General features: G+C 35.9%; 9 protein-coding genes and 2 pseudogenes. 9 read left to right on the top strand and 2 right to left on the bottom strand.

Going from position 1 to position 14,970, the window contains the following annotated elements:
- Positions 1-577 precede the first annotated feature (577 nt).
- Complete coding sequence (locus NX902_RS04640) at positions 578-1,345, bottom strand: TVP38/TMEM64 family protein (RefSeq protein WP_341160573.1); 768 nt, start codon at positions 1,343-1,345, stop codon at positions 578-580.
- A gap of 159 nt (positions 1,346-1,504) precedes the next feature.
- On the opposite strand from NX902_RS04640, the gene NX902_RS04645 reads away from it, so the two are divergent.
- The 6 genes and pseudogenes from NX902_RS04645 to NX902_RS04665 all read left to right on the top strand — a co-directional run.
- Positions 1,505-2,197, top strand: coding sequence for a response regulator transcription factor (locus NX902_RS04645; protein ID WP_123259204.1), 693 nt, complete (start codon positions 1,505-1,507; stop codon positions 2,195-2,197).
- Positions 2,198-2,204: 7 nt separating this feature from the next.
- Positions 2,205-3,530 (top strand): HAMP domain-containing sensor histidine kinase, encoded by a 1,326-nt coding sequence (locus NX902_RS04650; protein WP_341160574.1) that lies wholly within the window; start codon positions 2,205-2,207, stop codon positions 3,528-3,530.
- A gap of 357 nt (positions 3,531-3,887) precedes the next feature.
- Positions 3,888-4,002 (top strand): annotated as a pseudogene (locus NX902_RS25795) (protein rep); the annotation flags it as partial.
- A 301-nt stretch (positions 4,003-4,303) separates the two neighbouring features.
- Entirely contained in the window at positions 4,304-4,825 is a 522-nt protein-coding gene (pssA, locus tag NX902_RS04655) for a CDP-diacylglycerol--serine O-phosphatidyltransferase (protein WP_341160575.1), read from the top strand.
- Between the two features lie 12 nt (positions 4,826-4,837).
- On the top strand, positions 4,838-6,622 hold the full coding sequence (locus NX902_RS04660) for an ABC transporter ATP-binding protein (RefSeq protein ID WP_341160576.1): 1,785 nt from the start codon (positions 4,838-4,840) through the stop codon (positions 6,620-6,622).
- Between the two features lie 246 nt (positions 6,623-6,868).
- Positions 6,869-7,450 (top strand): annotated as a pseudogene (locus NX902_RS04665) (DNA/RNA helicase domain-containing protein); the annotation flags it as partial.
- Positions 7,451-7,606: 156 nt separating this feature from the next.
- Here NX902_RS04665 and NX902_RS04670 read toward each other — a convergent pair.
- Positions 7,607-8,446 carry a nuclease-related domain-containing protein gene (locus tag NX902_RS04670; protein WP_095333483.1) on the bottom strand — a complete coding sequence of 280 codons (840 nt, stop codon included), beginning with the start codon at positions 8,444-8,446 and terminating at the stop codon, positions 7,607-7,609.
- A 162-nt stretch (positions 8,447-8,608) separates the two neighbouring features.
- On the opposite strand from NX902_RS04670, the gene NX902_RS04675 reads away from it, so the two are divergent.
- From NX902_RS04675 to NX902_RS04685, 3 genes are all read left to right on the top strand, one after another.
- On the top strand, positions 8,609-9,688 hold the full coding sequence (locus tag NX902_RS04675; RefSeq protein WP_123259933.1) for a GntR family transcriptional regulator: 1,080 nt from the start codon (positions 8,609-8,611) through the stop codon (positions 9,686-9,688).
- 452 nt (positions 9,689-10,140) lie between these two features.
- Positions 10,141-14,211: a carbohydrate-binding protein gene (locus NX902_RS04680; RefSeq protein ID WP_341160577.1), complete on the top strand. Its 4,071-nt coding sequence runs from the start codon at positions 10,141-10,143 to the stop codon at positions 14,209-14,211.
- A gap of 81 nt (positions 14,212-14,292) precedes the next feature.
- The gene (locus NX902_RS04685; protein WP_172859253.1) at positions 14,293-14,760 is read left to right on the top strand and encodes a YxiG family protein; all 468 of its coding nucleotides are present in this window, start codon (positions 14,293-14,295) and stop codon (positions 14,758-14,760) included.
- Positions 14,761-14,970 lie beyond the last annotated feature (210 nt).

The raw sequence follows: 14,970 nt of genomic DNA on the forward strand, positions 1-14,970 counted from the left end.
CTAGATTAATCACTAAAGAAAGCTTGCAAATGTTGTTAAATCAACATTTGTGAGCTTTCTTTGTTTTTAGAGTATACGATAGAAAACGATAAGATACGATATCTTTTCACAAGCTGTTATTCAAAATCGAGTGATCTGGCGCTTTGTAGGCTTTTTGCTTGACGCTAAATATAAAATCTATATATTTATCATTGCGCAATATACATTTCTGTACCTTCATGGACCAATAGACCCTACTAATTGTGATGGCTATAATTCCTCTAATTCAACTTTTGAAAGTAGTATGAATGGGTACAGTCATTTTACTAAAAATTGTTGCATTATATTTTTCCCTTATTTAAAGGGTTTTCTGTACTTGCAACTATTGGGATATTATTTTTTATATCAATGTACAATAAAGCCCCAAACAAGTTGGCCTAGAAATCACTTGAATAAGCATAATTAGGTATCTACATTGATTAGGGCTATCCCTTGCGTGCGTTTGTGATTCCATCGTTCTTACGCTCCACCAATAATGGCAAAATAAAAATCGGTAGGTATTCTTTCTTTGCAAAATAATTGTTTCTTTGTATTCGATTTATTCTCCTTTTTTTGTACACAAACTTTCCTTTTTGTTAATGCTCAGGTTTACCTTGGTTTTAGCAGAATGACTTGTCTCTTTTGTTTTCTTCATATTGGAGAATCGTTCCATCATTTTATCTTTATAGATATATCCGAGAATAAAACCAATAACAGCGATAACGGATATGATAATGGTTATGCTATATTGCTGCATATGAATGGTGGACCCCAAAGCAGCAGATGCAATAATCCACGGCAGACGACCAACTATAAGTATGGTGAAGAATCTTAATGAACTCATGGATGTAAGAGCGGCCACAAATACAAGCAGGTCTTTCGGCAAACCTGGAATTACGAAAAAGATAAATAAAAAGATAGAAAACTTTTTCTCATCCTGTATTAACGACATCCACTTATATTTTTTCTTCTGCAGTAGCTTTGAAATATAATCGCGCCCGATAAACCGAGTGAAATAAAAAGCAATCGCTGAGCCTATTATTAAGCCGATTGTAGTATATAAGGATCCTAATGTAACCCCGTAAATATAACCGCCTGCAACCTGTACGACTTCTCCTGGAATAGGCGCAACCACGATCTGAAGAATCTGAAATAAAATAAACATGACCGGTCCCCAATGACCTGTTGAATGAATAAACGCCCTAAAATTGTTCATGGACGACATAATCTTAATAATGGTAGGAGAATAATAGATCAAACCAATAGACAATATGAGAGTAAGACCTAATAGTATTGTTATGATTGTTTTTTTCGAAAGTTGTGACATAGATTAAAACTCCTTTATGTAATTACTTCTATCTGTTTGTAGTATAGAATGGATAAATTAAGAGTTACATACATAATTTCTGAAGAATTCTTAAGTCGACTCTATTTACTGGTAGTTGCACAAAACGCCTATTATACTGATATTAGATGGGGTGATCAGATGAACAAGCAAATCTTAATTGCTGATGATAACAGTGAAATTCGAGAAATTGTAAGGATCTTGTTAGAAAGTGAGAATTATGAAGTGGTTGAAGCGATAGATGGTCAAGATGCGATTAATAAAGTAAATGAAGAGACAGATCTCATAATTTTAGATATGATGATGCCCAATAAATCAGGGCTGAAGGCGTGTTTGGAGATTCGTGAAAAAACAAGCGCACCGATCTTGTTCCTTACTGCGAAAACGCAGGATTCGGACAAACAATTGGCCTTCTCTTCAGGCAGTGATGACTTTTTGTCCAAACCTTTTTCTTATACAGAACTCGTTTCGAGAGTGAAGGCTTTACTGCGGAGATATTATGTCTATCGTGGCAAGGAGAAGACGGAGGAAACGGAGCATATTATCATTAAGGATCTTACTATTCACCAGGATGCAAAGACTGTATTTGTTGGAGAGAAAGAAATCACTTTGACTGAAATTGAATACCAGATTTTGCTGCTGTTAGCTAAGAAACGACGTAAGGTGTTTTCGGCTGAAAACATATATGAAAGTGTTTGGGGGCAACCCTACTTTTATACCTGTAACAACACAGTTATGGTCCATATTCGTAATTTGAGAAGTAAACTTGAAGATGATCCGCAGAACCCTAAATATGTAAAGACTGTTTGGGGAAAGGGGTACAAAATTGAATAGATTACTAATGGGGAAAAAACTTAAGATCAAGCTCGTTCTGGCAGTATTAATTTCCTTAGCTATTTCTTTAAGTGTTTTCGGAATTTTACAAGTCGTTGGCGAGAAAGTGTTAAATAGTTATTTAAGCAAATCTGCGTTTATGGAAAATAGGCAGCAAGACGCGCTTGAACGATTCGAAGAGTTTGTGAATAGCCAAAACGTGTCCACCCGTGATCGAGAGAAATTGACTGAATGGATAAATAATGAGCGATATTTGAATCTGTATATTTTTGCAAAAGAGAAATTAATTTTTTCATCAAATAAAGAGGTTGATCCTGCTATTAACGAAGAGCTACTAACTCGGTTCACGCCTTCGGAAACACCTACTACCATCCATTTTGCGGATCAAGATGCCCAGATCTACTTGGTAGGCCTTTATGAGTATCAATACTATAATCTCATTTTGTTTATTGGTATTTTCATAGCAGCCATTATATTCATTATTTCCTTCTTACTGATAATTAATAAGAAAACATCCTATATCGGAGTACTTGAACAAGAGATCAAAATACTTGAAGGGGGAAATTTAGATTATTCAATTACTATATCTGGAAAGGATGAATTATCTTCTTTGGCCCAAAGTATTGATGAGATGAGGAAATCATTTGCCGAGCGACTCGGTAGTGAGGAGAGGATCAGGATAGCTAATCGCGAATTGATCACGGCAATTTCCCACGATTTACGTACTCCCCTTACAATTTTGCTGGGATATATGGATATCATCGAGCTTAACAAGTATAAGAATCATGAGGATTTGCTGCAGTACATTCATAATAGCCGGGAAAAGGCCTATCAAATCAAAGCGCTATCGGACAAACTATTTGAATATTTTACGGTATCCTCTGCCGCTGAAGAAGAGGAAGTGGAATTTGAATTATATGAGGGCAGAGCGCTTATAGATCAACTCATTGATGAGCAACTGGTGGTTATGGATAATTTAGATGTTCAAGTGCGAGCAGTTCCATATGATGAGAAATTTTTGCTGGAAATCAATTTGGTCGCTATACGCCGTGTATTCGATAATATATTTTCAAATATTCGAAAGTATGCCGATCCGATGCATCCCATTCATATTCAGATTTCTTTGAAACAACAATGGGTCGATCTTAGGTTCGAGAATAAAATTTTACATGAGACCGAAAAGGAAGATAGCAACAAAATTGGGCTCGTTAGTTGCCAGAAAATAATACAGAAGCACAACGGGACGTTGAACGTATCAGTACGAAAAGATACTTTTTTGCTACAGATAACGTTACCTGTCATTTTAAATAAAACAGTACAAACTTTTGAATGATTTTTGGGCATCCAACTTGTCACTGGAACCAAAATCAGTTGTTTCCGAGTCAAGGAGGGAATGGGGCTTCACTCTCCGCTGTTTGAAATTTGTATCTAAATAAATTAATCTCTAACAACATAAGGAGTTAAACTATTTTTTTATTGAAGCTGTGTTTATGCTCTGTGTATTTTATCTCTATGTATTGATATATTCAATGAATTCTCAGGGGATTGTTATAAAGAATAATGGTGTGTTCTTGGTGGCCTTATTCTTATTTGTTCTATACTTGTTGATAAATGTAGTGTATATAGCTTCAAAGTGGGTATATGGATCCATGATGAAAAATATACAGAAGAAAAACAATTGAGAAAATAAATCCATAAGGGACAGAACCGTGGTGAAGCAACAGGACGGCGATCTGGTTAAGATTGCAAATGGAGCGTTCGGGGTGATGGCTTATCGGCATCCTGGCATTAAGAATTATATAATCAATAAAAGCAGACCGGTTGTGATGGTCTGCTTTTATTATTTTTTTCATATCAATGCTCCTTTTCCATTTATCATTCAGTTGTACTAACAAGTTGTTAAATTAGCTACCCATAAAATGTAAATACCAAGCGACTTAAGAATTCTTAAGAATTATGAACCCCTCATCTTAAGAAATCTCCCATAATCTTATATATCATAAGCAAATAGGAGAGGGTAGATTACAGGCGAAAACAATTTAACCAGATTACCAAATATCAATAATAGGGAGTCATAATAAAATTCATTATTAGTTAGGAGAATCTATGTTTATAAAAAATATTCCCAATCTGCTTACCTTTGTAAATTTGTCATTGGGGGTGCTTTCAATTGTTGAGGTTATTAATCAAAATTACTTCGTAAGTGCCATATATATTATTATTGCAGCATTTATAGATCGATATGATGGAAGAATCGCTAGACGATTAGATGTTTGCAGTGAATTCGGTAAAGAATTAGATTCCTTGTCCGATTTGGTTTCCTTTGGGATTGCTCCAGCTTTACTTGTTTATTTTAAATTTAACTTTGATGATCTTGGCATGCTGAGACTTGTAGGTATAGTTGCTCTATTGTTATACGTCGTCAGCGGTTCATATAGATTAGCACGATTTAATGTCAAAGAGTTTGAGGGTATCTTTAGTGGAATTCCAATAACCGTGGCAGGTTTTATTCTGTCCATTTACTCGGTGCTTGCACCAAGCACGATTAATTTAACACTTATATCGGTGATTTCATTATTTGCTTTTTCCTATTTAATGGTATCAAGTATAAAATTTAAAAAAATATAGTAAGGAGTAATTATGAGCAATCAAGAGAAATTTACAAATGTTCGCGATCGTGACAACTCTTTAAATAAAACCGGTCTACGCTATTTAGCGAAGCTTTTATTTTCTACAGAAGTTCCCAAGTTGGTTCTAAGCATAGCCCTTATTTTAAGTATTATCAGTTCATTTGTGGGGTTGATTGTTCCGATAGCTACTGGAAAAATAATTGACCAATTTCGTTTGGAATTAATAAATGCCACTACGATTATACAGCTTGTCTTTATCTTTATTTTGCAAGCCGTATCAAGTGGATTCTCATACTATCTGTTAGCTTATGTCGGAAATAGAATGGTCAATCAATTGCGTAAACAGCTTTGGGAAAAGATGCTTCATTTACAGATGAGTTTTTTTGATCGCTACCGCTCTGCGGATCTTATGAGTCGCATCGCAAACGATACAAATGAGATTAAATCACTCATTACCGATCACTTCATCAACTTTATTTCCAACTTGATTACAGTTATTGGTGCAGTGGCCATGTTATTTTATTTGGATTGGCAAATGACGTTAATCATTATGTTGGTATTACCTATTAGTTTAGGTGTAATGATGCCGATGGGGAATAAGATGTATGAAAATTCCGTGCGTTTACAGGAACATTTGGCAGCACTATCCTCGACGCTGTCCCAAATCATTGGGGAAATGAGACTGGTTAAGGCTTCTAACTCGGAGAGAAAAGAATTAAAAAACGGTGAAGCTAACATGGATGATTTATTTCAATCGGAAATGAAAGAAGCTCGGGTTAATGCAGTACTGATGCCATTGATGACATTAATTATGATTGTGCTACTAGTTGTAATTATCGGTTATGGCGGAGTGCGTGTTTCTTCGGGAGCTCTTACTGCAGGGAAACTTGTAGCATATATCTTACTTTTGTTTCAAATTATGATGCCTGTTGAACAGTTTGGAGCATTTTTTTCGAATTTAAAAAAAGTAATGGGATCAACAGAGAGGCTAAGGCTTATCTTGGAACAGCCCCTCGAAGCTGACAACAAAAAGGATGTGATGCCGGACAAGCATAACATCTTAGAGTTTCGCGAGGTTTGTTTTGGGTATGAAAGAGATAAGCAAATCCTGCTAAATGCTTCTTTTACGATACCAGATCGTAAAGTAACTGCTTTTGTTGGTCCTAGCGGAAGTGGAAAAACAACCATTTTTTCGCTTATTGAGAAATTTTATGATCCGGAAACTGGAAACATATATTGGGGTGATACGCCAATCGATTCTTTTTCTCTCCATGATTGGCGCAAAAAAATTGGTTATGTGTCTCAAGAAAGCTCTCTTATATCAGGTACAATCCGAGAAAATATTATCTATGGGCGAGAAGACGAAGTGAGTGAGTTGGAGATGATGAATGTAGCCCGACTTGCATATGCCCATGATTTCATTGACGCTTTACCAAGAAAGTATGAAACAGAGGTAGGAGAAAGAGGAATTCAGCTATCAGGCGGACAACGCCAGCGTATAGCTATTGCTCGTGCTTTGTTGCGACAACCGGATATTTTGCTGTTAGATGAAGCAACCGCAAGCTTGGACAGTGATTCAGAACATGAGGTCCAAAAGGCACTGCATTATTTGATGCAAGATCGTACAACCATTGTAATCGCACATAGATTATCGACAGTTGTACATGCGGATCAAATTATTGTATTTGAGTATGGACATGTTACAGGAGTTGGAAAACATGAAGAATTACTTCAGACACACCCTTCTTATGTTGCATGGGCAAATAAGCAATTTCAAGGTATACAGAGACTATAAATTATAAGCATGTTCGCTGAAATTTTCAAAAACCTATATTTTTACTTGTTGAAATTGCTATGGAAGTCATCATTTCGTTGTTTATGGCTGAATTAATTAGATATTTCTTCACGCCTTGCTTCATCTAAACGAAAGAAAGTATTTTTTGGCATAAAATCCACCTTAATTTGACGTGTGAATCCATTCACATCAAGTAATAATGGAGTTTAGGAATTGTGTTATAGACAAATTAATTCATCCTGTTTTTTCTCTAATCTAAATGAAATGAAAGCAGAAATGGAGAAGAAAAATAAAATCAATAACAAATCTAGAATTGTTTCCGGATATTGTTGGGAATGGCCTAAGGATAATCGGATGAATTCCAACTTCCATGATATTAAAATTGAAGAGCATAATTTCGGAATCAGCTGGAACTTGGATAGCTCTACAACATGGGCTATTGATGAAAATTCTGTGCATGAAGCAGGATGTATACATACGTGTCAAGGATTAGAATTTGATTATGTTGGAGTTATAATTGGTGATGATTTACGATATGAAAATGGAGAAGTTATAACGGATTATACAAAAAGAGCAAAAACAGATCAATCACTGAAGGGGATTAAGAAAATGCTTAAAGAATCTCCTGAAGAGGCTCGAGAAATAGCAGATAAAATTATTCGTAACACGTATCGCACATTAATGACCAGAGGACAAAAAGGTTGTTATATCTTTTGTACTGACAAGAAATTAGAAGAGTATTTTAGAACTCGTTTGACGAGAGAAAGCGTATATAGTGAAAAGACATATGGAAATATCAAAATTGCTGAGGAGAAGGAAAGTTATTAAAGAATGGGTAGGAGGCATATTCAAAAATTTGTAACATCTTTGATATCTTCATTGTTGGGAAGTTGAAGTTAAGTAAAATAAAATTATTTTTGTACTTAATTATCCATTTAGATGAGAATTATGATTCTATTATCTAAATGGATATTAACTTCTGTTTTACAAACTTTTTTGATGCTCATAACAATAAATTTTTCCTTGGAACTTCTTATTAGATAAACAGAATGATTTTACTTTATCTGATACGGGTTTCTGACAGATTATACACGTGTTTTCCTTTTCTTTTTTGTCAGTGATGTTCTTCTTTTCTTCGATAATATCTATATGCTGCTTTCTAATTGCAGCGTCTGTAATATTAGCATTCACAAGGGAATTGTAGATCATCTCCATTTCACTTTTTAGAAAAAGGGGGGTTGGGTATTGTAATTTAAGAACAGCAACCTTTCTATTAATAAACTGAGTTAATTCAACATCGTAAATGACCAATTCAGTAGAACTAATCTTACGCAATTCTTCCTCTATTTTAAATGTGCATCTCTTTGTAAAGGAAACTACTGAAATAAAGTATGGATGATATTTCGCTTCTATAAAACTTTTGAGGGCTTGAATATGACCATAATTCTGCATTATAGGATTCATCATTTTGAACTTACCATTAATTAACCAAGTTTTTCTATCTTTTCCTCCATAAATGGTTCCTTGATAATTCTTTGTTTCGATGACGAATAAACCATAAGGAGCTATGATGACATGGTCAATCTGGGAATATCCCGTTGATGATTTAGGATTTTTAATGAATATATCACTTAAATACATATAATCTTTAGGTAGCTGGGATAGTTGAATATCAATTTTGTATTCGCCGAGTTCCCCTTTTCTAACAGCAGATTGATTGTTTTCTATTTTGGTTGTGGAGTTGTTTCTATTTTTTACGTTGATTGGACCTTCTTTCTTGTTTTTTTTAATATTTTTCTTTTTAAATAAAAAATCTAAAAACATAATCTGCCTCTTTCTGTTGGAAATATTTTTCTATACCTTAATATCGACTTATAGGGAGAATTTTTTAGAGACCCAAAAGAATCATCCCCCTTCATCTTTCACGCCAAACTTAGTATAGTAGATATATATTTTCCATTAGTTACACACAAAAACGGCTGGAGGATGAGTACAATTAAAAACGAACCATTATATCAGCAGATTCAAAATAAGATTATAGAGCGAATAAAGGACGGGAAATGGAGAGTCGGAGATAGAGTTCCTTCTGAGAAGGATTTAATGGATGAATTTCATGTAAGCCAGATTACTACCAAGAATGCGTTGGCTGGCTTAGCGGATCAAGGAATTGTGGAGCGGATTAAGGGGAAAGGGACGTTTGTTATTGAAAGTAGTTTTACAGGTTCAATGGCACGAAACCAAACTTCAAGTGGGTTGATTGGGTTAATTATTCCAACGATGAAGACAAAGGTGGAGCAGGATTTTGTCAATTTTCTTGAACAATATGTGACGGAGCAAGGGTATAACTTAGTCATTAAGATTTCTAGAGAATCACAACTAAAAGAAGCGGAAGCTATTGAGACTTTTCGTGTGATTGGTGTGGAAGGAATTATTATTTTTCCGGCAGAAAAGGAAATGTATAATGAGGCAGTTCTTCGACTGTCGCTAGATAAGTTTCCTCTCGTATTGATTGACCGATATATGAAAAATATTTCTACCTATAGTGTCAGTTCCGAAAATACTCAAGGAACGTTTGCGGCTATTTCTTATTTGTTGGATAAAGGATATGAACAGATTGGACTTATCTCTCCCTTAATAACAAACACGGTTACGGAAGAAAGAGCAAAAGGATTTGAACAAGCTTTTTTTAGAAAAGAAATTACAATTGATAAAAACCTTTGGCTAACACTGCCATTTGATAAAATCTCCGTTCAGGAAACGCCTGCAATAATTAAACAATTTTTATTAGAAAACCCGAAGCTAACAAGCTTATTTACGATGAATGCGGAATTGGCACAGTATGCGCATCGTGCTATTTTAGAAGTTCAAAAAGAGTCTTACCGTCAAATAGAGTTGGTTACTTTTGATTTTCCTGGAATAGAAGGTTTCACCTTTGTACAACAAGATATCCAGCAGTGCAGCAAGGAGACGGTGAAGTTATTATTGCAGCAAATGGCTGGAGAATACGATCCAAAACGAATGTTTATCCCAGTAAATGTGGTGTTTGCTGCCGGAAATGAAATATAGGTAAAGAATATGCTACCTGACTATGGTAGTTTTTTTTGTTGGAAAATTATTCTCCTAACATTTTTCTCCCATGCAGTTCTTTCCTTTTTCTGCTAATAAATAGGATTTTTTTTATCAAAAAAGTATAAAAGGTATATTATATACTAAATTTAGTATATTTTTACGAATGAGGATAATATAAGATATTTGTAAGCGTTTTTATTTAAAAAGAACAAGATTAAGTAGATAATTTTTAGATGAATCGTTTTTCTCTCTTCTATATGATTTCTAAACAATGAGAAGGTATTATCCAACAAAATTTAAGAGAGCAGTATTTTACTAGAATACAGGTATCCAGGGTGTACAAAATCAACTTATAACTGATCAGGTATACCCTTTTTATATAGATGGTAGTTTTCAACAAATATGGGGAGGGGATTATCCTGAAGAAGTTAGTAAAAGTATTACTGTGTATGAGTTTATGGCTCTCTTTACCGTATGCAGCATTTGCCTACAGTAACCCGATGGATTTACCAGAATCTTGGACATGGGATAGCGGAGAGTATTATGGAGAAGGGGACCCATATATTCTAAAGCATAATGGTATTTATTATCTCTATGTTAGTACCGTAGATGATAAAAGCGGTGTGAAGGCGTGGACATCCGAAGATTTAATGAATTGGACATATGCTGGTCTTGTTACAGAAGAACCTACTACGAAGGCTGCTTATGCCCCGGAAGTTGTTTACTGGAATGGCGATTTCTATATGTATACATCTCCAGGTGGAAATGGGCATTATGTCTATAAAAGTTCAAGCCCTCTTGGTCCTTTTAAAAAACAAACCGATAATCTTGGGATGGGGATTGATGGACATGTTTTTATTGATGATGACGGCAAATGGTATTTTTATAGTACGGGATCAAATAGAATAGATGCACGCTCCATGCCAACGCCATCTGAATTTGGCAAGGCAACGGATACAGGTGCAAAAATGAATGGCTGGACAGAAGGGGCAACCGTACTGAAAAGACATGGCAAATACTATATGACTTATACAGGAAACCATATTTGGAATAAAGCATACCGTATTGATTATGGAGTAAGTGATTCTCCTAATGTTGGTTTTACAACGAATAAAGAACAGAATCCACTTTTACTAAACACAGAAGGGGAAAATGTAGGTTTAGGTCATAACACAGTTGTGCGAGGACCAGACCTTGATTCCGACTATATCGTCTATCATAGTCATGCGAACCCAGGGCGTAACATAAACTTCGACCGCATTGCGTGGAATGGCGAGAAAATGCTCGTGTTAGGGCCGACAACTTCTAAACAGTCTGATCCTGCTTTACCGGATTTTAGTGATCGATTTAATCGAACCGAACTTGGAGCAGATTGGAAAAATGTAAATGGAGGGAAATGGAGTATCACGAAAAATACTTCTAATTGGCTGGAACAAAAGAAGTTGGGTGATGCAAAATGGTCACGACAAGTGAGTAAGGTATCTACAGATAAGGAATATACAGCAGAATTCAATCTGAAAATGGTAGAAAAAGGGGAGAGTGAAAATCCGCGACTTGGTGTAGTTTTCTCCTATAAAGATGAAAAGAACTACGGAACGGCTGTCCTAAGCTCGAAGCATAATCGATTGGAAACTAATTTTGTTGTGGATGGTGGGGAACAAGGCTGGGAGTATGCAGATCTGCCAGAAGGCTATGATTACACAAAGCTACACCAATTGAGAGTAGAAAGGTCGGGAGATACATTTAGAATCTATGTTGATGGCATGCAAAAGCAAACAAGAGAAGTTCTAAACATTGGAGCTGGCAGCATCGGCTATACTACATCAGATGTACATGGAGCTTTTAGCTATACAGCTTTTAGCAATAAAGTTGACGGCAGCAATGTCTTTGATGCGTATAAGCCTTTACCGGGGACGATTGAGGCTGTTCATTATAATGCTGGTGGTGAAGGTGTCGCCTATCATGATAAAACAAGGAAAGAAGCAGTTAATGCCTACCGCCAAGATTATGTAGATATTGCTGACGATTCTGACGGCAGTTATTACATTGAATCAAATAAAAAAGGCGAATGGCTGAAATATAATGTAAATATTGCCGAAGAAGGCTTATATAATCTGGATTTACGAGTTGGCGAATCCTCCAAAGATGCCAAGATAAGGATCTTGTTAGATGGAAAGTCGGATATAACGGGGGATGTAAGTATTCCGCCATCAACGGATTGGAGAACGTTCTCAATCGAAAAGTTGAAACTACCAAAAGGAAAGCATACGCTAACGATTGAAGTGGTAAAGGGTTCGTTTGATTTTTCAAGCTTTAAAGTACAAGGCTATAAAGCAGTTGATGTATTATATGACGACTTTAATGATGGGGATGCTGAAGGATGGGATGAAGTCGAGGGGACATGGAAAGTTGGTCCTTTTGAAGAGCAAAATATTGATTTCGATGAGTATAAACAGGTTCCTGGGGTAATAAATGCAGCCTATTACAATACTGGTGGGGAAGGAGTTGCCTATCATGATACGACACCAGAAAATATTGGTGGAGTATTTAGAAGAGATTCAGTAGATATCCGAACCAATCCAGAAGGCGGCGGCTATGCTGTTGGGTGGAATCAGACTGGTGAATGGCTGAAATACAATGTAAATGTTCAAGAAGCTGGCGCATACAATCTTAAGCTTTATGCTGCAACAACTTTTACAAGTGCAAAGGCTCGTCTATGGTTAGATGATAAAATAGATTTAACCGGCGTATTTGATGTTCCTGCTACTGGCGGCTGGAACAATTGGCAGGCTGTCATTAAAAATGGAATTAAGTTGCCGAAGGGAAATCATACTTTGAAACTAGAATTCGTAGAAGGGGAATTTGACTTTACGAAAATGGAATTGTCTTCATTTGATGTTCATCGACCACTACCTGGGCTCATTGAAGCGGAAGACTATAACAACGGTGGGCAAAATGTAGCTTATTATGATAAGTCGGAAGGAAATAGTGGGGGACAATACCGTAATGACGATGTGGACATTCGAAAAACAGCTGCAGCGGATTATGCAGTTACCTCAATTGAGACGGATGAATGGTTAACATATGATGTGAATATTTTAGAAGAAGGAAGCTATGGACTTGATTTCCTTGTTTCCTCTGTAAAGGATGGATCGAAAATAAAGCTTCTGTTAGATGACAAGCTAGATCTAACGGGAGAAATTGATCTGCCGAAAACGGGCAGCATGGACAGTTGGAAGACTGTATCACTAGAGGATATAACATTGCCAGCTGGGCAGCATACATTAAAAATAGTTGCTGTAGAAGGTGGCTTTGAGCTTTCGAAATTTATGTTCCACCAATTTGATCAGTATAAAAAGCTGCCAGGCAGAATAATGGCGGCAGATTATATTACTGGTGGTGAAGGGGTTGCCTATCACGATAATACTATCGAAAATATTGGCGGGGAGTATCGCCAGGATGCAGTCGATATCCGTGTGAATCCGGAAGGTGGCTACAATGTTGGCTGGAATCAAACAGGAGAATGGCTGAAGTATAATGTCGATATTGCAGAAGAAGGTAGCTATGATTTAGCCATAAATGTAGCTACGACGTATAAAGATAGTCAAATCCGATTATGGCTTGATGATTCGATTGATTTGACAGGTGTTATTGATGTCCCTAGCACTGGCGATTGGAATAATTGGCAAAGCGTTATTCAGAAAAAAGTTTCCTTACCAACAGGACAGCATACGATTAAAGTAGAAATAGTAAAAGGTGAATTTGACTTCTATTATTTTGAATTCCTAGAGGAAATCGAAGTACAAGAGCCACAAATAATAGGCGAGTACAATGCAAGTAGCGAAACCTTTGCAAAATCAGTTATCGGTGAAAAAGAGTGGAAGGATTACATTATCGAAGCAGATGTTAAAGTGGCTGAAGGATCCGGAGACGGAGGAGTCATCTTTCGAGTAAATAATCCCGCAAATGGAATTGAGTATAGCCAAAATAATGCTGATTTCATGCAAGGATATGTGGCCTATATAAATGAGGACGGCGTCCATCTTGGAAAGCAAAATTATAATTGGGAGTATCTTGGTGGTGCCTCGATCACAGAACCACAAGCTGCTTGGCATCATATGAAAATTGAAGTGATTGGGACAACAATTAAAGTATATGTGGATGATATGGCGACACCAAAGATTAATTTTACGGACAATAGCCGTACTGCCTTTACGCAAGGGAAAGTAGGGGTAAGATCCAATTATAATAATACCAAGTTTGATCATTTCTTAGTTAGACCGTATCAAGCAGATCATACGTCCATTCAAACATTACTGGATATGTACAAGGAATCAGGTGAATTAAAGGATAGTCTTTATAAGAGTTTAAGCAATAAATTAAAGCAATCCAAAAAACACCTAGAGAAAGGCAAAAACGATCAAGCGATTAAATTTCTCCAAGATATAATCAAGCTGCTTCATAACGATAAAAAGGAAGTATTAAAGGCGGAAATAGAAAGATTGATAGAACGATTGTAAAGTGGGTGTCAGGCACCGTAAAAAGACAATTGTCTTTTTGTGGTGCCTGACACCATTTTATAAAGAAGAGAGGGAACATAGGTGCAAGATAAAGTGAAAACTGAAAGAAAATTACAACATTTTTTTTCGGAAATAGAGTCTCTGGCTATTATTGACTTGAATATTAATTACCTGAAAGAAACTATTACCCTTAAATTAAAGGGTGATAGAAAAAACAATTTGATTAATATTACGTTTAAACAAGTGTTGTCTTATTATGTATTTCAGGAACCAGCTTATGATACTTTTAGACTAAATGAGTTTGATGAAGAGTCCCATTTATTATTAACAGAATCAAGCTATTTTCCTCAAGGCTTTGGTAAAATAATGATTGAAAGCCTTCATAGTGAATTAAAAGCAATAGAAACACTATCTTCCACTACAAATTTTTACTTTCAAGTTAATGATAAAGACTATTTCTTTATTGAAGCTAACGCATTAATTATTAATGATGAAGAGTATAAAAATTTGATTATTGATGATTCAGAATTAAATATACCAATTGATTGAAATCCTTATTCATCGAAGCTAAGAATACTAATGTATTTTGGTCACGTACGGTGTATGAAAGGTTGGTGGGAAATTGGATTGACTTTGTTGTCAATGTTGCTTTAAGTCATTAAGTCATGATTTCCGAAGACATAGGTCAAATTAAGAGAAGGTAGATATTTTGATGGAGATAAATTTATACATAAATATTATCTTTACGCACGAGCGCAT

Origin of the sequence: Niallia sp. FSL W8-0954 (assembly GCF_038005605.1) — a bacterium.
Classification (GTDB): Bacteria; Bacillota; Bacilli; order Bacillales; family Cytobacillaceae; genus Niallia; species Niallia circulans_A.

Coding starts and splice junctions, on each gene's coding strand:
- NX902_RS04660 (WP_341160576.1), top strand. CDS start 4,838: ATGAGCAATCAAGAGAAATTTACAAATGTTCGCGATCGTGACAACTCT.
- NX902_RS04650 (WP_341160574.1), top strand. CDS start 2,205: ATGGGGAAAAAACTTAAGATCAAGCTCGTTCTGGCAGTATTAATTTCC.
- NX902_RS04670 (WP_095333483.1), bottom strand. CDS start 8,446: ATGTTTTTAGATTTTTTATTTAAAAAGAAAAATATTAAAAAAAACAAG.
- pssA (WP_341160575.1), top strand. CDS start 4,304: ATGTTTATAAAAAATATTCCCAATCTGCTTACCTTTGTAAATTTGTCA.
- NX902_RS04675 (WP_123259933.1), top strand. CDS start 8,609: ATGAGTACAATTAAAAACGAACCATTATATCAGCAGATTCAAAATAAG.
- NX902_RS04640 (WP_341160573.1), bottom strand. CDS start 1,345: ATGTCACAACTTTCGAAAAAAACAATCATAACAATACTATTAGGTCTT.
- NX902_RS04645 (WP_123259204.1), top strand. CDS start 1,505: ATGAACAAGCAAATCTTAATTGCTGATGATAACAGTGAAATTCGAGAA.
- NX902_RS04680 (WP_341160577.1), top strand. CDS start 10,141: ATGAGTTTATGGCTCTCTTTACCGTATGCAGCATTTGCCTACAGTAAC.